The following is a 19,612-nucleotide window of genomic DNA, read 5'->3' as shown; positions in this document are numbered from 1 at the left end:
CGCATGAAACCAGCCTATCTCCGCCTGCTCTTTGTCCTGCTCGTCGTTGTGGCGGGAGCGTTCGGCGTTTCGCGGCTCGATTTCGATGTGGATCCCCTCAGCCTGCTGCCGCAGGAGCTGCCAGGACTGCAGGGCACACGCCTGCTGCGCGAGCAGAAGCGCAATCTGCTGCTCATCGCGGTGCAGGCCGAAGATCCGGCACTCGTTGAAGTCACTGCCGATGCCCTGGCCGAACACCTGGCCGCAAAGCCTGAGCTCTGTGCCAGCGTGCGCAGCAAATCCCTGCTCCAGTCCGATCCTGCGATCATCGCCGAAGTCGTCGCCTATCTCTGGCTCAATGCGCCGCCGCAGGAGGTGGCGAAGCTCATCGCCTCGCTCGATCCCGCTTCGCTCACGGCCCTGCTCGCCAAATCCAAGGAGGCCGCCGTTTCTTCTCTGGATCTGCAAAACGCCACGCTCAGCGGCTACGATCCTCTCGGCCTCGCACGCGGTGCGCTGGCGCTCATGAGCGGGGGAGGGGACATGAGCAGCCTGATGAGCGATGAATTCAGCAGCGCCGATGGCACGCTGCGCCTGCTGTTTGTCACACCACCGGGTAAAGCACTTGCTGACTATCGCGCAGCCAATGCGTGGCTCACAGAGATCAAAAAAGCGGTGCGCGAGGAATGGCTGCCCCAGCAAAAAGAACTCGCCGGCGTGAAGATCGGCTTCACCGGCGACCCGGCGTTCCAGGCCGAAATCGCCACCGGCATGGAAGGGGACATGCGGCAGTCGATTGGTGCCGTGACCTTCATCGTCGGCTTCCTTTTCTGGCTGCTGCACCGCAGTGTGAAGCCGCTGCTCTGGCTGCTGCTCGCCATTCTCTGCGCCAACCTGATCACGCTCGGCACAGCGGGTGTGATCTATGGCTCTCTCAATGTGATGTCGATGGGCTTCGCAGCCATCCTCACGGGATTGATTGAGGACTTTGGCGTGTACGGCCTCCATGTGTCACGGGAGCATCCAGGTGAACGATTTGGCAGCATCTGCCGGCGTGCGCTGCCCAGCGTCACGTGGTCGGCCGTCAGCATCGCCGGCATCTTTGCCATGCTGGGTCTCAGCCAGCTTCCCGGCGTGGCGCAGCTCGGTGTGTTGTCGGCGCTCGGAGTGCTAATCGGCGCAGCAGTCATGATCTTTGGCTTTCTACCCTTGGGCATGACCACGGGCAAACTGGAGGAGCATCATGGCAGCATTCGTCTGGCCATGAGAATGCAGGGCATCATGGTGTGGCTCGTCTTGATCGCCCTCATTGCCGCCACGGCGGTGGTGGGATGGAAGGGTCTGCCCAAGATGGATTTCGGCTCTGCCGTCCTGCGTCCTGACAAGAGCGAGGCCTTCGATGTTCTGGAAGACATCGAGCAACGCATGCTGAACAACAGCAACGAGCCGGGGCGCAACGTGCCAGTGGTCTTCGCGGCCGCAGATGCCACCGCCCTGCGCCAGAGCATCCTCGCCTCCCAGAAGATGCTCAAAAGCAACGAAGTCGAAGCCTCGCTGCTGCCGCTTGCCTTGGTGCCCGATGCGGACGCGCAGAAGGCGAATCTTGCCGCGTTGCAATCCCTCGCCGCACGCGAAGACGCATTCAAGCTAGCCGTCGATGCCGCCGGATTCACCGATGTCGCCTATGCTCTGACGCAGAATGTCTTCAAGCAACTGCGTGAATGGTACGCAGCCAAAACAGTGCTGCCGCTCTGGCCCAAGCCCATCGTGCTCGAAAATCTAGGCGGCATTGTCTCCCAGCACGACAAACACGGTTTGATGGCGATGGGTTCCATACGCCTCGCCCCGGGGAGATCCCTGGAGAACGCGCCAGTCTTGCATGAGCTGGAAAAAATCCCGGGTGCTCATCCCGCCGGCTGGGCCTTTCTCCGAACCTCTCTGGAACCCCTGCTGAAGCGTGAAATCCTGTACGTCTGCGTGCCCACCGTCGTCATCGCCTGCCTCCTGTTTCTGCTGGTGTTTCATGGCTGGCGTGAGCGGGCCTTCGCCTTCTTCACCCTCGCAGCCAGCGGCTGGATTCTCCTCGGGGGCATGTCAGCCTGGGGGCTGACTTGGAATCTGATGAGCGTCGGGGCCATCCCCCTCTGTCTGGGTCTGGGCCTCGATTTCACCATCCACGTCATGCATTCCTTGCGTGAGCCCGGCATGACCCGTGAACGCGTGGCATCCCTGGGCCGTTCGCTCGCCTACTGCGGTCTCAGTACTGGTCTAGGATTCGGCGCCCTCGCCGTGGGTAGCAATCGTGGGCTCATCACCCTCGGCATGACCGCCATGATCGGCGTGATCACCGTGCTGATCACCGCCGCTTTCGCCCTGCCATGGGTTTGGTTCCGGCGGAAAGAATGACCCCGTGGGCGCGCTTTCCACCCTGACTTTCCCCACCCCTGATTTTTCACTGGCGCAAACGCTTCTCCCGAGTACTATGCTCGACTCTCGGTAGAGATGGTGGCCGTAGTTCAACGGTAGAGCCCCAGATTGTGATTCTGGTTGTTGCGGGTTCGAGTCCCGTCGGTCACCCCACTTTTTTCATGGAGTGCTGCCGGACTTCCGGCTACAAAAGAGCACACATGCAACCGCTGGAACAAGTCATAGGCCACACCTTTCGCGATCCCGCGTTGCTCCAGCTCGCGCTCACGCACGGAAGCGTCGGTTATGAGAACCAGCGCGTTCATTCAGACAACCAGCGCCTCGAATTCCTCGGCGATGCCGTGCTCCAGCTCGCCCTGTCCCATCTGCTCTATCAGCGCCTTCCCCAGGCCGACGAGGGCGTGCTTACCCAGGCACGCGCCCAGCTCGTCTCCACCAAGGCGCTGGCGCGCATCTCCCGCCGCATCGGCCTCGGCTCCTACCTGCACCTCGGGCGTGGTGAAGAGGCCAACGGCGGCCGGGACCGCGAATCCACCCTCGCCGATGCCCTCGAAGCTGTCGCAGGTGCCATCCACCTCGATTCTGGAACCGACGCTGCCCACCAATTTGCCGCACGGCTCTTTGCCGAAGATCTCGAAGCACTGAATCGCGGCCAGCTGGATGCCAATCCCAAGGGACAGCTTCAGGAACTTATTCAAGCCGTGGGCGTGGAGCCGCCCGTCTATGAGATCATTGGCGCTGAGGGGCCGGATCACGCAAAAAACTTCATCGCCACCGTCTCCTGGCGGGGCACCCAGCTCGGGCGGGGCACCGGCCGCAGCAAAAAAGACGCCGAAGTGGTGGCAGCCCAGGCCGCGCTCGACAATCCAGCGCTCCAAGAATTGCTGCGAACAACTCGTGTACAACTGGACCAACAAAACCGCAGGTCATGAGAGTAAAGGTGAACAGTCCGGGTTGTTCGAGTTCGCTCACATTTCCTGCCGGATCCGTTCACAGCTCGTCTGCCCGTGGAACCCTTGTGTTTCCAAAGCGGAACCCACTTGTTGGGCTTGTTCGCAGTACTTACGGATATGAGTAATTTAACAAACTAGCTAACCCCAATCATAAGAGCTGGGAACAACTCAGCTTTTGAGGCCTCTTCAAGCCTTATGGACCCTTCAAACATCCAGAAAGTATTTGAGGCCCAGCGTCAAAATCGCTGGCACATCGCTCAGAGCACAGCGGAGCAGCGTATCACCAAGCTCAAACGGCTCAGAGACGCCTTGCTCGCACGACGGCATGAGATTGTCGCAGCGATGCAGAATGACTTCGGCAAGTGCCAGGCAGAAGTGGCGATTTCCGAAATCGCTCCCGTGACGGAGGAGATCGCGTTTGTCTGTGCTCGACTGAAACGCTGGATGAAGCCCAGACGCGTGGCCGCTCATCTCTTCACGCTCGGGTCGCGCAGTGAGGTGCGTTATGAAGCCAAAGGTCAGGTGCTCATTTTAGCGCCATGGAATTATCCCGTGCATTTGTTTCTGCTGCCCCTCGTGGGTGCCATTGCTGCAGGCAATGTGGTGATGATGTCAGCCTCAGACCGCACACCCCATACGGAAGCGGTTCTGACACAACTCATCAATGAGACCTTCCCTTCCAATGAGGTCGCTGCATTCACGGGTGGTGTGCCAGCAGCGGAAGCCTTGATGGAATGTTCTTTTGACCATGTGTTTTTCACCGGCAGCCCGGCAGTCGGCAAAAAGGTCATGGCGAAAGCTGCGCAACATTTGGCAACCGTCACACTGGAACTCGGTGGCAAATCACCTGCGGTATTGGATGCGAGTTGCGACCTTCCCAAAGCAGCCCTTGCCATCGCGTTTGGCAAATTCCTCAATGCCGGCCAGACCTGCATCTCTCCTGATCATGTCTGGGTGCCACGTGCCCTGCTTGAGGAGTTCATATCGGCAATCAGCGCACGAATACGTGAGTTTTATGGCGATGCGCCAGAGGAGCGCCGGATCTCGCCTGACTTTGCACGCGTGGTGGATGCACGCGGCTGGCAGCGCATGAAGCATTTGCTTGATGCTTCCATTGCAGCCGGGGCGCAGGCTGTCATCGGCGGTGAAACGGACGAAGCCTCACGCTATGTGTCACCCACGGTGCTGAGCGGTGTCACCACGTCCATGCCCATCATGCAGGAGGAAATCTTTGGTCCGCTGCTGCCAGTGCTCGCCTATGATTCGCTCAATGAAGTGCTCGCCTTCATCCAGTCCGGCGGCAAACCGCTGGCCTTGTACGCTTTTGGTCGAAATGAGGCTTTCATTCAACGCATGCTCTGTGAAACCAGCGCCGGCGGCACGGTCATCAACAACACCTTGCTGCACATTGTAAACTCACATCTGCCCTTCGGTGGCGCAGGCCAGAGCGGCCAGGGAAGCTATCACGGTCATCACAGCTTTCTCACGTTCTCGCACGAACGCGCTGTGGTGCATCAGGGTGGATTCATCGCGTCCCTGGTGCCTCTGCCTCATCCACCTTATTCGAAGATGAAAGCCATCGAAAAAATGATCCTGAAACAGAAGACGGGGCTTGGCCCTGGCGGCCAGTAAGAACGGGCTACTTCAGCGGCCAGAACACCGGCACCATGGCCAGGATGACGATCAGCATCACGAGGGTCAGACCACCACCCACTTTAATGAAGTCTGCGAAGCGATATTTCCCCGGGCCATAGACGAGGATGCAACTGGGCTCAAACGGCGTGAGCATGGAGGCGGAGGCGCTGAGCATGACGCCGATGGCGAAGGCGCGCTGACTGGCACCCATGCTGGCAGCGGCCTGCAATGCCACCGGCAGCACGACGAGTGCCGCAGCTGCGTTGGACATCGGCTGGGTGAGCAGGATCGTCAGCAGGCAGAATCCGGCGAAAACCGCAAAGACTCCCCAGGGCTGCAGCCAGCCGGTGATGAAATTGGCGATCATGCTGGAGGCGCCAGAAACCTGCATCGCCTCACCAAAGGCCATCATGCCGCCGATCAGGATGAGCAGACGCCAGTCGATGTTGGCGTAGGCGTTCTCCAGTTTGATGCAGCGGGAAAGAACGGCCATGATGGCGACAATCACGAAGGCGATGGTGTCAGGCACCCAGCCGATGCTGCTCACGATCACAGCCAGGACAAACGCCGCCAGCAGCCTGAGGCCGCGCTGGCGCATCTCTGAGCTGAACTGATGCTGCGTGATGACAATCATGTCATTGCCCTCTTCAAAGGAGCGGAAGCGGTCTCCCGGCCCCTGCAGCAGCAGCACATCGCCAGCCCGCAGTTTCTCATCCGCCATGTGATGCATCAGCGCACGATCACCACGCATCAGGGCCAGCACCGAAAGACCGGTGCGCTGGCGGAAATTGTTGTCACGCAAGGAACGGCCGACAAAGCCGGAGCGCGGTGTGAGCACGACTTCCGCGATCTGCGCATCGCGCATGTCCACGCCGGAGCTGCGCAGCGTGACGTCTTCGAGAATGTCCAGGCCTTCGATCTTTTTCACCCGGATCAGATTTTCCACCTTGCCGGCCACGAGAACGACATCGCCTTCTTCAAAGCGGAGGTTGGGTCCCGCATCCAGAGGCTGGTCGGCCCGGCGGATCTTCATGACTTGAAAGTCCATGGCGGAGAAATCCGAATCGAAGGCTGCCTGGCCGATGAGAGGCGAACCGGGCAGCACCATGACCTCGGCCAGGTAGTCTCGCATGGCATCACCGGAGACAGTCGCAGCCTTGTCGCGTTCAGGCACCAGGCGGGTGCCAATGAAGACCATGTAAACAATGCCGGTCAGCATCAGCACGAGGCCGATGCCGGTGAATTCAAACATTCGCAGCGGCTCCAAACCCAGCTTGTTGATCGCGCCGCTCACGGCGACGTTCGTGGAAGTGCCGATCAGTGTGCACGTTCCACCCATCAGCGAGGCAAAAGCCAGCGGCATCAGGAGGCGTGAGGGCGGGATGCGCAGCTTGCGCGCGAGGCCCATCACCGGACCCACAAACACGGCGGTGACGGTGGTGTTGTTCATGAAGGCGGACACACCGCCCACCACGGCCATCATGAAGCCCATGAGCCGCTTTGGCTGGGTGCCGAAGGTCTGCGCCAGCACACCGCCCATCATGTCCAGCACGCCGGTCTCACGCAGGGCGGCACCAATCACAAAAATCGCCGCCAGCAGGATGATCACCCGATCTCCAAAGCCGGCAAAGGCGCGGTCAGCCTTCAAAATGCCGCACATGACCAGCACGCACAGCATCGACAAAGTGACGAGATCCACGGAGATTTTCTCCGTGGCAAAGGCGATGACGGCCACGACGAGCAGCCCGATGACGATCCATGCTTCCATTAGGCCGCACCAGTGGCGCAGGGACATACACTGCTCAAGGAGCAAGCCGTGCAAACCATGGCTGCGTGCCGTTTTTGTGGAGGCAATCCGCCTTCATCCACGCCGTCCAAAGATCAGTCAGCAGGGCGTTTGAGGCGCAGAATCTGGATGGACGAGATCAGAATTGCACCGCAGAACACCAGACGAATGCAGCTGTAAAGAAACCCCTTGTCGATTTCTGCCTCATCGTGCAGCACATCCAGCAAATAGTCTCCACTGTGATAAGTGGCGGCGAGGCTGGCGAGAATCAGCAACCAGCAGGCGGCCTTGAGCGCCCTGGCTCCGCCGACTAGATAACCGCCAACGGCAAAACTCGCCGAGCAAAACACGTTGATGGCGAGCTCAAGCTGGCCCACACCGAATTTTAAATAGAAGGGCAGCAGGCTAAACACCCCGTAAAGGCTCCAGAGAACCATCAAGATGGCCGGAAGCAGCAGCCGGTTCTGCCATGTCCCCAGTTCAGCCTGCCAGCGTTTCTTGTCATTCAATGCGGCATACTGCGCCTCGCACGTGGTGATCTGCTCCGGAGTCAGCACCTTCCCCTTGGTACGATGACTCCAGCAGGAGGTGCAGAACTCGTCTTTAAAATCCGCGAGTTTCCCGCAATGCGCGCATTTTTGCCGAGGAATCATCAGCCCATTTCAAGATGCTTGATAAAGAGTCAAGCAACGGTCTGTCGGCAGAAACCGAAAACCCGGGGCATTTTCATCTCCGCTGCTTTCCACTCTTGCCATCCAGCGTCTGTCTCCATACTCTCCGCCCCACTATGAGCGAAAAAACACCTGTGAACTGGGAAGCCCTCGAGGCGAAGCCCGAATTCCGTGCACTGCTGGCGCAAAAGAAAGCCTTCATCCTTCCGGCTTTTATCTTCTGCATGCTCTATTACATCGCGCTGCCGGTGCTGGTGGGTTATTTCCCCGAGATGATGAAACAGAAGGTCTGGGGTGAAGTGAATGTGGCCTACGTGTTCGCCCTGTCGCAGTTCATCATGGCCTGGGTACTGGCATTTCTCTATGTGCGCGTCGCCGCCAAGTGGGACAAATCGGCTGCCGCTGTGATCCACGGTCACGATTGATCCCTGCTCTCCTGCTGCATCTTCCTTCCCTCTTTGCTTCTTTCCCTCTCGATGAACACTCCCCTGATCATGTTCCTGGCCTTCGTCGGCCTCACGCTTCTCATCACCTTCTGGGCGGCCAAGAAAAACACCGGTGCCAGCGCCTACTTCGCCGCCGGACGCAGCATCACCGGCTGGCAGAACGGCCTGGCAGTTGCCGGTGACTACATGAGCGCTGCGAGCTTCCTGGGCATTTCCGGCATGATCTACGTCGCCGGTTATGACGGGTTCATGTACTCCGTGGGATTTCTCGTCGCCTACATCACGGTCCTGCTCATCGTCGCCGAACCTCTGCGCAATGCGGGTAAATACACCATGGCGGACCTGCTGGCCTACCGCCTCAAGCCGCGCCCGGTGCGTGCGCTCGCCTCCCTCAGCACGCTGGTGGTTTCCACCTTTTACATGATCGCTCAGATGGTCGGTGCAGGTGCCATCATCAAGCAGTTGATCGGCATCAGCTTCGAACCGGCTGTGATCGGCGTGGGCCTGCTGATGCTCGTCTATGTCGTCTTCGGCGGCATGCTGGCCACCACCTGGGTGCAGATCATCAAGGCGCTCCTGCTCATGGTCGGAGCGGTGATGCTGAGCTACCTGGTGTTGAAGTTCCATCACTTCAGCTTCACCGAATTCTTCAACGCCGTCGCTCACGCCGACTACGGCGGCAGCGCCGCGCCGAAAAACCTTATGGAGCCAGGCCTCAAATTCGGCGTCGCCGTTGCCGGACCCTGGGGACCGATCGACCTCATTTCGCTCTGCCTCGGCCTCGTGCTCGGCACCGCAGGTCTGCCGCACATCCTGGTGCGTTTTTACACCGTGCCAGATGCCAAGACGGCGCGCTCCAGCGTGGTGTGGGCCATGGCCATCATCGGTCTGTTCTACATCATGACCACCCTCTTTGGGTTCGGCGCCGCGACCATTATCGAAAAGGCCAAGCTCACCACGGATGGGAAGCTGGATGTCAACATGGTCGCACCGGTCCTCGCCCAGGTACTGGGCGGTGAGTTCTTCTTCGCCTTCATCAGCGCCGTCGCTTTCGCCACCATCCTCGCAGTTGTCGCCGGTCTGACCATGAGCGCCAGCGCCTCCTTTGCACATGACTTCTATTCCAACGTCATTCATCACGGCAAAGAGAACCGCCCGGGCCAGGAAATCCGCGTCGCCCGCATCACGGCTTTCTGTGTGGGCGCAGCCAGCATCGGGTTCGCCATCTACTTGGGGCCAACCGTGAATGCTGCTTTCCTGGTGGGTCTTGCGTTCTCTGTCGCCGCCTCGGCGAATCTGCCCGTCATCGTGCTGAGTGTGTTTTGGAAGCGCTTTAACACCACCGGCGCCGTCGCTGGTCTGGCGACTGGTCTGGTGGTTTCCATCGTTCTCATCCTGCTCAGCCCCAGCGGCATTTACGGCAAGGCCGCCCCCTTCCCGCTTAGCAATCCTGGCATCGTCAGCATTCCCATCGGCTTCCTCGCCGCCTGGCTGGGCACTCTTTTGAGCGCACGCGATCCCGAAGCGGAGGCCAAATTCGCTGAGCTCAAAGTCCGCGCCCACACCGGCCTTGGCTCGGAGAAGGCGACCTCGCATTGATGATGTTCCGGGGTCAAAGCCCCAGACTGCTCTGCATGATGCCACCATCGGCGAAAACGGTGGTGGCAGTCAGATAGCTCGCGCTCTCACTGGCCAGGAACGCGACGAGGCGGGCAATCTCCTCCGGCTTCGCCACGCGCCCGAGCGGAATGACCGCGTCCAATTTTTTCAACAGCGCCTCATCGTGCATGGTGACGCTGTTGATCGGTGTCGACACGGCACCCGGGCCGACGCCCACCACAAGAATGTTGTGCGGCGCCAGCTCGACGCCCGCCGTGCGTGTCAGCATCCGCATGCCGCCTTTGGAGAGGCAGTAGGGCGTGTTCCCGGGCATCGGCCAGTCCTCGTGTACGGAACTGATGTTGATGATGCGGCCGCCACCGCCCTGCTTGATCATCTGCTGCGCCGCGAGCTGCGTGCCGAAAAACGCGCTCTTGAGATTGATGCCAAGCACCCGGTCATACTGCGCTTCGGTTGTATCCAAAATGGAGGTGCGCGTTTCGACGCCTGCGTTGTTGACCATGATGTCCACGCGGCCAAAGGCCTCCACAGCTTGTGCGAAAAGCATCTGCAAATCGGCGATCTGGCTCACATCCGCTTTCACGGCGATGACGCAGCTGCCCAGCGCACGCACCTGCGTTTCCAGCTCCTCCGTCGCTTCAGGATGCGCGATGTAATCGATCACGATGTTCGCGCCCTGGCGTGCGAATTCCAAAACAATGGCGAGCCCGATGCCGCTGTTGCCTCCGGTGACGATGGCGACTTTGCCTTTAAGATTCATGGTCGGTGTCCTGGTTGGTTTGAGGGCGGCTGAAGAGTTGATATAGGAAGAGCAGCGCAGGGAACAGCAGCACGGCACCCGCACCCAGCGCGAAGGTGAGCAGGCGCAGCGTGGCCTCCGGTGCGGCGCTTTGATGGAAGGTGACGTCAGGGATGATCACATGCGGGTATTGCGCACAGCCCCAGCTCGTCAAAAGCAGCGCCACCTGGCCAACGGCAGCTCTGCGGGCGAGGAAGAACCGCCGCTGCCAAAGCGCCAGCAGCGCGGCCAGGGCGCAGAGGCTGCCGCCTGCCAGCAACAGCGGAGCCCATCCTTGCTTCATGGCCCGCAGCAACTCGGGTGCGCCCTCCTTGGAGGTCAGAAACACGACCAGCCCCAGCGGGACCAAGGCCAGTCCGGAGCCCAGCGCACGGCGGCGGAAATCATGCTGCAAATCGGGCTCGGCCCGCGTGTAAAGTGTCAGATAGATGGCGGAGAGGAAGGCGCACTGGACGATTCCAAAAAGCCCGCAGGCCAAGGCGAATGGCGTGAGCCATCCCGCAAAAAATCCCGTGGTCACCTGCGTGCCCACGCAGCGAATCTGTCCCGTGGCCAGCGCGCCCAAGACCATGCCCTGGGTCAGCGGCGTGAAGAAACACGCCGCACCAAACAGGATGCCCCAGCGCTGGCGCACTCCTTCACCCTGGGAGTCGTACTTCCGGAAAATAAAAGCCGAACCGCGCAGCACGATGCCCACCAGCATGAGGGTGATGGGAATGTGCAGCGCCGTCATCAGCACGGCGAAGGCTGCGGGAAAGGCGGTGAACAGCACCACGATGACGAGAATGAGCCACACATGATTCGCCTCCCAGATAGGACTGAGGGCTGCGGCGATGGCTTTGCGCTGCCGCTCCTTGCGCGGTCCACTTGCCAGCAGATCCCACATCCCGCCGCCGAAGTCCGCGCCGCCCGTCAGGGTGTAGAGAATCAGCGAGAGCAGCACTGAGACGACGATGGTCAGTTCATACATGGCCGGAGGTCAGATGGCAGAATCAGGAGCGGCAAGAAACTGGCGCCGCAGCAAAAGGATGACGACGGCGGTCAGAAAGAAATACAGCAGCGTGAAGGTGATGAAGGGTACCACGATGTGGTGCATCGGCGTCACGGCCTCCGCCGTGCGCATGATGCCCTGGATGATCCAGGGCTGGCGGCCCACCTCTGTCACCACCCATCCGGCCTCCAGCGCCACAAAACCCAGTGGACTGGCAAACACCACCGCCCGCAGCAGCCAGATGCTGTCTGGCAGGGAGTGTTTCCGCCACCCGCACCAGCCCGTCCATAGCGTCACCCCCAGCAGCGCCAGCCCGCATGCCACCATCAGGTCAAACGCCCAGTGCACGATGCGTACATTGGGCCAGTCAGCGCGGGGGAATTCCTCCAATCCCACAATGCGCGCCTCCGGATCATGCGTGGCGAGGAAGCTCAGCCCCTTCGGAATTTGCAGCGCGTATTCGATCGTCCTCCGTTCATCATTGGGAAGGCCTCCGATGGATAAAGGCGCACCCTTCTTCGTGTGATAGTGCGCCTCCATCGCGGCAAGCTTGGCCGGCTGCAGTTTCGCCACGCTGCGCGCGCTGAAGTCACCGCTGACGATTTGCAGCGGCGCGCTGACACACCCCAGAATGAGGGCAATTTTCAACGCAGCCCGGTGAAACTCGCTGCCACGGTCGCGCAGCAGAAAGAAAGCATGCACGCCCGCCACGGCGAAGCCCAGAGCGATAAATGCCGCCAGCGTCATATGCAACACTTCGTGGAGACTGCCCGGATTGAGCATGGCGGCAATCGGATCGATCTCCGTGAACTTTCCCCCCACTCGCTTGAATCCCGCAGGGGCATTCATCCAGGCATTGGCCGTCACGACGAAGACACCGGACAGAATGCCACTCAGCGCCAGCACCACTCCCGACAGCCAGTGCATGAGGGGCGGGATGCGATCCCAGCCATAGAGATACACTCCCAGAAAAATGGCCTCGGTAAAAAAGGCGAATCCCTCCAGTGAAAACGGCATGCCGATGATGCCGCCGGCTTCCTTCATGAATCCGGGCCACAGCAGGCCCAGTTCAAAGGAAAGCACCGTGCCGGAAACCGCGCCCACGGCAAAAAGGATCGCCATGCCTCGTGCCCAGCGTTTGCAGAGATCGAGATACACCGCCCGCCCGGTGCGGAGATGCAGCGCTTCGGCCACGCACATCAGCACCGGCATCCCAATGCCCATCGCCGCAAAGACGATGTGGAAGGCCAGTGACATCGCCATCTGCGACCGCGCGAAATCGAGATCATTCATGCTTGGATCATAGGAAGCCGCCCATCCTCCTTGATCGTCTATGACCGCCATCGCGGTCTTGGCTATCTCAGCCCATCACGTGCAGCACGGACAGGGCTGCACGAAGTGCCCCGGCGAGATTTCCTTGAGTGTGAGGTCCATGCCCACGCTCTGCTCCCATTTGGGATGCTTCATGCGGTGGCCAAAGGCGCAGCCGGCGGGCGGATTGATCGGCGAAGGCACATCGCCCCGCAGGAGCTGCCGTGCACGGCGCTGCGTCGGATCAGCGATGGGGATCGCGTCGAGCAGCGCCTTGGTGTACGCGTGGCGTGGGTTTTGATAGAGCTCGGTGGCCGGCGCGAGTTCGACGATCTTGCCGAGGTACATCACCGCCACGCGGTCGCTCATGTGTTTCACCACATTAAGCCCGTGGGCGATGAACAAGTAGCTCAGCCCCATGTCGCGCTGGAGATCGAGCAGGAGATTGAGCACCTGGCTCTGCACCGAAACATCCAGCGCCGAGACAGGCTCGTCACAAACGATGAGCTTGGGATTCAGCGCGATGGCACGCGCAATGCCAATGCGCTGCCGCTGACCGCCGCTGAATTCAAAGGAATAGCGGTGCATGGCATCCGCCGGCAAACCGACACGCTTGAGCAGTTCCACGGACCATTCAGCCCGCTCCGCGCGAGTCCCCATCTTCTGAATGATGAAGGGTTCCTCCAAGATCTGCCCGATGGTATGCCGTGGATTGAGCGACTCGGCAGGATCCTGGAAGATCATCTGCATTTCACGGCGCATCGTGCGCAGTGCGCTTTGCGGCTGAGTCGAGATGTCGTTGCCTTCGAAGATCACATTGCCGGACGTGGGCTTGAGCAGTCGCACCACGGAGCGGGCCACCGTGGACTTACCACAGCCGCTTTCACCCACGAGGCCCAGCGTTTCGCCCGCTTTCAGCTCGAAGCTCACGCCATCCACGGCCTTGCACACAGCCTGGGTGGTATAAAACACACCGCCGCGCACCGGGAAGTGCATCTTGAGATTTTGAACGGAGAGGAGGCTCATGACGCGGAGATTTGAGAGGCAAAGCACGCGCAGGCTTCCACACCATGACCGCTGCCGCATTCTTTCCAGGGCTGGCGGGTGTTTAAAACATCGGTGCTGTGCGGATTCGGGCACCGCGAGGCAAAGCGGCAGCCCGCAGGCATGTCTCTGAGGCTGGGAACCATGCCTGGGATGACAGGCAGCGTCGTCTTGGGCGGATGATCCAGCTTCGGCAGGCAGCGGATGAGACCCTGCGTGTAAGGGTGCTGTGGTTTGGCGAAAATCGGATACACGGGCCCGCGTTCGACGATGCGACCCGCATACATGACGGCGACGTCATCGCAGGTTTCAGCGATCACGCCGAGGTCATGAGTGATCAAAATGACCGCCATGCCCGTTTCGTTTTGAAGTCGCTTCAGAAGGTCCAGGATCTGCGCCTGAACGGTGACATCCAGCGCCGTGGTCGGCTCGTCGGCAATGAGGACCTTCGGATGACAAGAGAGAGCCATGGCGATCATCACACGCTGGCGCATGCCGCCGCTGAGTTGGTGCGGGTATTCGTTCACGCGCTGTTCGGGCGCAGGGATGCCGACCCATTCCATGAGTTCAACAGCGCGCCTGAGCGCCTTGGCGGGAGTGGTGGGCTCATGCAGCTGAATCGCTTCGATGATCTGCATGCCGACAGGCTGCACAGGATTCAGCGCCGTCATCGGCTCCTGAAAGATCATCGCGATGTCATTGCCGCGAATCTTCCGCATGGCGTCGATCGGCAGCTTCGTGAGATCGCGGCCTTCGAGCAGCACTTCGCCGCTGAGAATGCGCCCTGCAGGCTGTGGCAGCAGGCGCATCAGGCTCATGGCCGTCACGCTTTTGCCGCAGCCGCTTTCACCGACGACTCCGAGCGTCTTGCCGGCTTCGAGGATAAAATCGACGCCATCCACGGCGGTGAGCAAACCTTCGTCTGTCTGGAAACCGACACGCAAATTGCGGACTTCGAGCAGAGGTGTGGGCATTACTTGGTTCCTCCTGCTTTGAGATTGTGATCGAAGACCTGATCGGTTTCGGGGAAGGTTTTGCCGGCGCGCATTGCAGCCTCGGTTTCGCGTTTCACATCTTCGTCGATCCAGTGCACGTGGTTGGACATCGGCAGTTCGCTGACAGCGACATTGAAGGTTTTTTCCGGCCACTTCACCCAGCGCCAGTAGGCGCAGCGGTAGTAGTTCTGCTCGTAGGCGGGAATCCATGCGGCCTCGTCGTAGATGATCTGGTCCGCGCCCCAGGAGGCTTTGCGGATCTCCTCGATCGTCGTTGCGTGGCGTTCGTCCTCGCAGAATTTGTCCATGCGCGGATCGGCGAAGCTGCAAAGGTTGTTGGTGTTCGGTTTCGGCGTTTTGCCGTCTTCCATGAACGCATCCTTGGAGTGCCAGGCCTGGTAGTGATCAGGAATCGGCGGCGTGACGCTGAACGCCACGGACGCGATCTGGTGCTTCTTCTGCGTGGCCTTCTGGAAGTAGGACGTGCTTTCGAGTCCCTCGAGCTTGTATTCCACGCCGGCTTTGATCGCCTCCTCTTTCAGCCGCTGCATGACCTTTTGAATGATCTCCACCTTGCGATGCAGGATGGTCACAGACAGGCGCTCGCCTTTGTCATTCACCAGCACGCCGTCATTGCCGAGCTTGGTGTATCCGGCTTTGGCGAAATGCTCGCGCGCCAGCTGCACATCAAAGGGCCTTGCGGTGATGGGCGGATCACCAATGAGAGGGAAGCCTTTGCTGAAGCAGTTGAGCCGCTGGAAGTCACCGCGCAGATCAAAGTCGATCACCTTCTGGTAGTTCGTGGCGTAGCTCAGGCCCAGGCGCACCTCCTTGTTGTTCAGCGGGGCCACCGCACAGTTCAGCCACAGGCCGGCGTGAGACCCCGGCCAGACGTTGTAAAACTTCGCCTTGTGGATGTAGCCCTTGTGTACCTCAGGAATTTCCAGCTTCTCGTACCAGTATTCCGGGATGCCCATCATGAGTTCTTCGACATCCAGTTCGCCCTGTCGGAAGAGCTCCATCACCTTCTCCTGCAAACGCACGACGCGATAAACGATGTGATCGACATTGAAGCGATAGCGGGAGAATTTTTTGTCCCGCGCCCACCAGTTTTTCACGCGGGTGAGAGCGATGTCGCGACCGAAATGGATGTCCTCCTCACGGATCACATAGGGGCCGGAGGTCGGCCTGCAGCGCCATTGGTAGCGCTGCTCAAAATCCGGTCCGAACTCGCTGTAGAAGCGGCGGGACATGGGAGAGGTGTTCACATAATAAGCCGCAAGCGGCTTGGGCTCCGTGAGCGAGATGGACAGCGTGCGCGCATCGTAGCGCGTGATGTTCGCGTAATTCTCTCCATACCACTGATTGCCGAAGGGGTTCTTCGGGTACTCGCTGAGCTGCATGTAGAACTGGTTGAAGAAGTCGTCCGCCTCGATCGGCGTCCCGTCGGAGAAGGTCGCATCCGGGTCGATGCGGAAATACACTGTGCGATTATCCGGGGCCACGGCCCACTCTTTCGCTATCGCAGGAATCACGCGCCCGGTTTCCGGATGCAGGCTGATCAACGCCATCTCCACATCGTCGTATTGATAACCGCGGAAGGAGCTGTTGCTGTTCTCGCCGAGGACGCGGAGCGTCGGTGGGAAAGAGAGAACATACTGGCGCATCGTGCCGCCTTTCTTGGCATGGGAGTCGCCGATCTCCGGCTCATCCATGCCGTTCTCCCATTTCAAATCCGCCGGCACAGCCTCCGGTTTGGCAAAGGTGAAGTACTCCGGCTTCTTCAGACGTTCGCGTGTCGCGGTGAGCTGGGCCTCCAGCTCCGCTTTCTTCGCCGCATCAGTTTCCTTCGAGATCAATTCGGGCAGTTCCTTCTCCTGGCCCTGCAGTCCTGCGAGCACCTTCTTGTTGTAGAAGCTCCAAAAGGCCTCGCGCTCCTTGGTGCCGTCATAAGGCGGGAAATCTGCGGCATGCAGCGCACCGCCAAAGATGGCGGCGGTGGTAAAAGCCAACAGCAAACGGGGAACGGCGAGCTTCATTGATAGGTGGTGAACTTCTTCGGATCGAACGCCTCACGCAGCGCTTCACCGACAAATGTGACGAGCAGGAGGATGAAGACCATCACGCTGAACATCGAGATGGAGATCCACACGGCGGAAAGGTGGCTGGTGCCATCGTCAAACAGCCAGCCCCACTGCGGATAGGTTTCCGGCAGGCCAAAGCCGAGGAACGCCAGCGCAGTGATGGATGAAATGATGGCGGCGACGCTGAACGGAATTTTCGTCACGATGGTGGCGAGCATGTTCGGCAGCAGGTAGCGCGTGAGGATGCGCCAGGTGCTCGCGCCCTGCAGGCGGGCGGCGGCGATGTAGTCACGCTCCTTTTCCTTGTAAGCCAGCGCACGCAGCGAGTAGGTCAGGCTCGTCCAGGAGAAGAAGCAGATCACACCGAGGAGAATCAGCAGGTTCATATTGGCCACGCCGATGATGCTGATCAGGATCATCACGATGTAGAGGAAGGGCAGCTCATCGAGAATCTCGATGAAACGCTGCATGGCGATGTCAAAAAAGCCGCCGAGAAAACCCATCAGCAAACCGATGATGATGCCAACACCGTAGGTGAAAAGAATAAACAGCAAAATCGCCTTCAGGTTGAGCTGCCATCCGCCATAAATCTGCGCCAGCACATCCCAGCCGCGGCTGTCGGTACCCAAGTAGTGTCCCGCTTTCCACAACGGTGGGATCGCCGGATAGACGATCATTTGATAGGAGGTGACCGCTGCTTTCTCGAACTCGTCCTGCGGCATCTCGCCGGTCCATTTTTCACGGTCTTTCACCCCGGCCTTGTAGTAGGAGGAAAGCGCCAGCGCGCCAGTGCGCGAGTAGCCCAGCGACTCTCCATCCGGCAGGCCTTTACGGAAACGTGTGTCCGTGTGCTTTTGCGTCGGCACATCCGCATAGAACTGCTGCGCGCGTCCCGAATAGGGTTCGGCATCGCCCGGCTTGAACCATACGCCACCACGCTGCTCCAGGGTGATCGATTGCAGCGAGTCGGTGTCCAGCACCGGGTCCCATGGCACCAGCGGCATCCATACGAAGCCGCGCTTCTCCTTGTTCAGGCGCTCCTTCAGTTCGCGGTAGTTCGCCTCCTGCTCTCCCGCGAGGCCAAAGTCCTGCGCTTGATAACGCTTCTGGGAGAACGCAGGGAAATACGTTTTGCCATCACACCGCACCAGCAGCGCACGCTTGCCCACGAGAGCCTGATCCAGCATCGCCAGTGCGATCAGCACCAGCAGAATGCGGAACGACCACCAGCCGCGGCCAATGCTGCGGAAACGGCGGAAACGCTGCAAGGTCACCGGCGTCCAGCGGATCTCACGCGGCAGGAACCGCAGACCGAGAATGCCGCCGACGATCAGCAGCACCGAGCTGACCCAGCCAAATTTGGGGCCATTGTCGAAGAACCAGGAAACGGTGGGAATCAAGATGCCGCACAGCTCGCCGAGAATGGCGAGAGCACCGAGGGTGATGGCTGCGATGGAGAGTTTGCGGTTCATCACTCAAATCGAATGCGGGGATCCAGTCGTGCGGTGATCATGTCGGAAAGCAGGTTGCCGAGCATGAGAAGCAGTCCACTCACGGTGACGGTGGCCATGACGATGGGATAATCCTTTTCCAGCAGGGCGTTGAAGCCCATGAGACCGAAGCCGTCGATGTCGAAAATGCGCTCGACGAGGAAGCTGCCGGCCACGAGCACCGTGAGCGCCTGCCCCATCGTGGCGGCCACAGGGATGAAGGAATTGCGCAGGGCATGACCGATGACGGCGCGTTTGAACTCCACGCCCTTGGCCACCGCAGTCCGCACGTAATCGCTGGCAAGCTGGTCGAGCAGGTTGTTTTTCACCAGCATCGTCAGTCCCGCGAAGCTGCCGACCATGTAGCAGCACAACGGCAGGAAGGCGTGATGGAGCAGATCGTAGATTTTGCCGAAGAAGCTGAGTTCCGCGAAGTTGATGCTCACGAAGCCTTCCAGCGGAAACCAGCGCAGCCGTGCGGCAAAGATCACCATCAAAAACACGCCGAGCACGAATTCAGGAATCGCATAGCCAAAGAAGATCAGCACCGAGGTGGCGGTGTCTGTGGGCGTACGATGCTTGATGGCCTTCAAGACACCCAGCGGCACACACACCAGATAGGTCAGCAGAATGGAGGTGATGCCGTAGAACAGCGAAATCGGAAACCGTCGCTTCATCATCGTCCACACCGGTTCGCTGTAGCGTGTGGAGTCGCCGAGATTTCCCTCCAGCACTCCGGCAAATTTGGGCTGATAAATAAGCGCCACGTAGGGCTGCGGTTTGTCGAGCTTCTGGCCCGGATTCACCTTCTCCCATTCGATTTTTTGCTGCTCAGGTGTGATGATGCGGGCTCTCCATGAGGAGGAGTCCACTTCCTTGCTCGGCATGATCTCTGCGGTGTTCTGGGCTGTTCGCTTCACCACCACCAGGCTCGCAGTGCCGGGGATTTTGACTTCGGTTTCCGTTTTACCATCGGCGTATTCGGCGCGGGAACGATTCGTCTCTTTCGGCCAGGCTCCCAGCCATGAGGCATAGGCGATCAGGAAGGGTTTATCATGGCCGTACTGCTCCTGCAGTTTCAGCAGCTGTGCAGGGGTCAGGCCGCTGGATTGCTGACGGTTTGTGCCACCGCGCTGCCCGTCGCTTTTCATGCGTGCTTCCAGCAGTGCTTGCTCCATCGGGCCGCCGGGAGTGAAACGAATGATCAAAAACACCACCAACGTCATGCCGATGAGCGTCGGCGGGATGAGCAATAGGCGTCGAATCAGGTAGGCTGTCATTCAGGTCGGCAAAAAGGAAATCTCCGATAATACGCCGCTGGGCACAAGGATTTGTGTGTGATTTGAACGAATCGTCATGCCTCATGGCAAAAGCACCGGAT

Annotated in this window: 15 protein-coding genes and 1 tRNA gene; 6 read left to right on the top strand and 10 right to left on the bottom strand. The window is 59.8% G+C overall.

Annotated elements, in window-relative coordinates; translation table 11 throughout:
• Positions 1-3: 3 nt before the first annotated feature.
• The 4 genes from AC3RLQ_RS22325 to AC3RLQ_RS22310 all read left to right on the top strand — a co-directional run bounded on the left by AC3RLQ_RS22325 (position 4) and on the right by AC3RLQ_RS22310 (position 4,991).
• Entirely contained in the window at positions 4-2,385 is a 2,382-nt protein-coding gene (locus AC3RLQ_RS22325; protein ID WP_493030866.1) for an MMPL family transporter, read from the top strand.
• Positions 2,386-2,484: 99 nt separating this feature from the next.
• Positions 2,485-2,559: transfer RNA gene (locus tag AC3RLQ_RS22320), tRNA-His, on the top strand.
• Between the two features lie 47 nt (positions 2,560-2,606).
• Positions 2,607-3,338: a ribonuclease III gene (gene rnc / locus AC3RLQ_RS22315; RefSeq protein WP_461524420.1), complete on the top strand. Its 732-nt coding sequence runs from the start codon at positions 2,607-2,609 to the stop codon at positions 3,336-3,338.
• Between the two features lie 216 nt (positions 3,339-3,554).
• Positions 3,555-4,991: an aldehyde dehydrogenase family protein gene (locus AC3RLQ_RS22310; protein WP_493030864.1), complete on the top strand. Its 1,437-nt coding sequence runs from the start codon at positions 3,555-3,557 to the stop codon at positions 4,989-4,991.
• 7 nt (positions 4,992-4,998) lie between these two features.
• On the opposite strand, the gene AC3RLQ_RS22305 is transcribed toward AC3RLQ_RS22310, so the two are convergent.
• Together AC3RLQ_RS22305 and AC3RLQ_RS22300 are read right to left on the bottom strand one after the other, a co-directional pair.
• Entirely contained in the window at positions 4,999-6,789 is a 1,791-nt protein-coding gene (locus AC3RLQ_RS22305) for an SLC13 family permease (RefSeq protein WP_493030863.1), read from the bottom strand.
• Between the two features lie 86 nt (positions 6,790-6,875).
• Positions 6,876-7,433, bottom strand: coding sequence for a hypothetical protein (locus AC3RLQ_RS22300; RefSeq protein ID WP_493030862.1), 558 nt, complete (start codon positions 7,431-7,433; stop codon positions 6,876-6,878).
• 134 nt (positions 7,434-7,567) lie between these two features.
• On the opposite strand from AC3RLQ_RS22300, the gene AC3RLQ_RS22295 reads away from it, so the two are divergent.
• Together AC3RLQ_RS22295 and AC3RLQ_RS22290 are read left to right on the top strand one after the other, a co-directional pair.
• The gene (locus AC3RLQ_RS22295) at positions 7,568-7,876 is read left to right on the top strand and encodes a DUF485 domain-containing protein (RefSeq protein WP_493030859.1); all 309 of its coding nucleotides are present in this window, start codon (positions 7,568-7,570) and stop codon (positions 7,874-7,876) included.
• 51 nt (positions 7,877-7,927) lie between these two features.
• Positions 7,928-9,496, top strand: coding sequence for a solute symporter family protein (locus tag AC3RLQ_RS22290; protein WP_493030858.1), 1,569 nt, complete (start codon positions 7,928-7,930; stop codon positions 9,494-9,496).
• 13 nt (positions 9,497-9,509) lie between these two features.
• Here AC3RLQ_RS22290 and AC3RLQ_RS22285 read toward each other — a convergent pair whose 3' ends face one another.
• The 8 genes from AC3RLQ_RS22285 to AC3RLQ_RS22250 form a co-directional block, all read right to left on the bottom strand.
• Positions 9,510-10,277 carry a glucose 1-dehydrogenase gene (locus AC3RLQ_RS22285; RefSeq protein ID WP_493030857.1) on the bottom strand — a complete coding sequence of 256 codons (768 nt, stop codon included), beginning with the start codon at positions 10,275-10,277 and terminating at the stop codon, positions 9,510-9,512.
• Complete coding sequence (locus tag AC3RLQ_RS22280; protein ID WP_493030856.1) at positions 10,267-11,286, bottom strand: cytochrome d ubiquinol oxidase subunit II; 1,020 nt, start codon at positions 11,284-11,286, stop codon at positions 10,267-10,269. The genes AC3RLQ_RS22285 and AC3RLQ_RS22280 overlap by 11 nt, the downstream gene beginning before the upstream one ends.
• A 9-nt stretch (positions 11,287-11,295) precedes the next feature.
• Positions 11,296-12,600 carry a cytochrome ubiquinol oxidase subunit I gene (locus AC3RLQ_RS22275; protein ID WP_493030854.1) on the bottom strand — a complete coding sequence of 435 codons (1,305 nt, stop codon included), beginning with the start codon at positions 12,598-12,600 and terminating at the stop codon, positions 11,296-11,298.
• A 75-nt stretch (positions 12,601-12,675) separates the two neighbouring features.
• Entirely contained in the window at positions 12,676-13,644 is a 969-nt protein-coding gene (locus AC3RLQ_RS22270) for an ABC transporter ATP-binding protein (protein WP_493030853.1), read from the bottom strand.
• A complete protein-coding gene (locus AC3RLQ_RS22265) occupies positions 13,641-14,636 on the bottom strand; it encodes an ABC transporter ATP-binding protein (protein ID WP_422315782.1) in 996 nt (331 codons plus the stop codon). The genes AC3RLQ_RS22270 and AC3RLQ_RS22265 overlap by 4 nt, the downstream gene beginning before the upstream one ends.
• Positions 14,636-16,696, bottom strand: a complete 2,061-nt coding sequence (locus AC3RLQ_RS22260) for an ABC transporter substrate-binding protein (protein ID WP_493030852.1) — start codon at positions 16,694-16,696, stop codon at positions 14,636-14,638. Before AC3RLQ_RS22260 ends, AC3RLQ_RS22265 begins: the two co-directional genes overlap by 1 nt.
• The gene (locus AC3RLQ_RS22255) at positions 16,693-18,213 is read right to left on the bottom strand and encodes an ABC transporter permease subunit (protein WP_493030850.1); all 1,521 of its coding nucleotides are present in this window, start codon (positions 18,211-18,213) and stop codon (positions 16,693-16,695) included. Before AC3RLQ_RS22255 ends, AC3RLQ_RS22260 begins: the two co-directional genes overlap by 4 nt.
• Positions 18,213-19,511: an ABC transporter permease subunit gene (locus tag AC3RLQ_RS22250; RefSeq protein WP_493030848.1), complete on the bottom strand. Its 1,299-nt coding sequence runs from the start codon at positions 19,509-19,511 to the stop codon at positions 18,213-18,215. The genes AC3RLQ_RS22255 and AC3RLQ_RS22250 overlap by 1 nt, the downstream gene beginning before the upstream one ends.
• Positions 19,512-19,612: the final 101 nt, after the last annotated feature.

Source organism: Prosthecobacter sp. GW821-HT29F12, assembly GCF_058803405.1.
The sequence above is the reverse complement of the archived record's forward strand: the minus strand, read 5'-3'. Positions and strand labels throughout refer to the sequence as shown.

What these genes read in the sequence shown, in the direction of transcription:
- AC3RLQ_RS22325 (WP_493030866.1), top strand. Translation starts at nt 4, where the DNA reads ATGAAACCAGCCTATCTCCGCCTGCTCTTTGTCCTGCTCGTCGTTGTG.
- rnc (WP_461524420.1), top strand. Translation starts at nt 2,607, where the DNA reads ATGCAACCGCTGGAACAAGTCATAGGCCACACCTTTCGCGATCCCGCG.
- AC3RLQ_RS22310 (WP_493030864.1), top strand. Translation starts at nt 3,555, where the DNA reads ATGGACCCTTCAAACATCCAGAAAGTATTTGAGGCCCAGCGTCAAAAT.
- AC3RLQ_RS22305 (WP_493030863.1), bottom strand. Translation starts at nt 6,789, where the DNA reads ATGTCCCTGCGCCACTGGTGCGGCCTAATGGAAGCATGGATCGTCATC.
- AC3RLQ_RS22300 (WP_493030862.1), bottom strand. Translation starts at nt 7,433, where the DNA reads ATGATTCCTCGGCAAAAATGCGCGCATTGCGGGAAACTCGCGGATTTT.
- AC3RLQ_RS22295 (WP_493030859.1), top strand. Translation starts at nt 7,568, where the DNA reads ATGAGCGAAAAAACACCTGTGAACTGGGAAGCCCTCGAGGCGAAGCCC.
- AC3RLQ_RS22290 (WP_493030858.1), top strand. Translation starts at nt 7,928, where the DNA reads ATGAACACTCCCCTGATCATGTTCCTGGCCTTCGTCGGCCTCACGCTT.
- AC3RLQ_RS22285 (WP_493030857.1), bottom strand. Translation starts at nt 10,277, where the DNA reads ATGAATCTTAAAGGCAAAGTCGCCATCGTCACCGGAGGCAACAGCGGC.
- AC3RLQ_RS22280 (WP_493030856.1), bottom strand. Translation starts at nt 11,286, where the DNA reads ATGTATGAACTGACCATCGTCGTCTCAGTGCTGCTCTCGCTGATTCTC.
- AC3RLQ_RS22275 (WP_493030854.1), bottom strand. Translation starts at nt 12,600, where the DNA reads ATGAATGATCTCGATTTCGCGCGGTCGCAGATGGCGATGTCACTGGCC.
- AC3RLQ_RS22270 (WP_493030853.1), bottom strand. Translation starts at nt 13,644, where the DNA reads ATGAGCCTCCTCTCCGTTCAAAATCTCAAGATGCACTTCCCGGTGCGC.
- AC3RLQ_RS22265 (WP_422315782.1), bottom strand. Translation starts at nt 14,636, where the DNA reads ATGCCCACACCTCTGCTCGAAGTCCGCAATTTGCGTGTCGGTTTCCAG.
- AC3RLQ_RS22260 (WP_493030852.1), bottom strand. Translation starts at nt 16,696, where the DNA reads ATGAAGCTCGCCGTTCCCCGTTTGCTGTTGGCTTTTACCACCGCCGCC.
- AC3RLQ_RS22255 (WP_493030850.1), bottom strand. Translation starts at nt 18,213, where the DNA reads ATGAACCGCAAACTCTCCATCGCAGCCATCACCCTCGGTGCTCTCGCC.
- AC3RLQ_RS22250 (WP_493030848.1), bottom strand. Translation starts at nt 19,511, where the DNA reads ATGACAGCCTACCTGATTCGACGCCTATTGCTCATCCCGCCGACGCTC.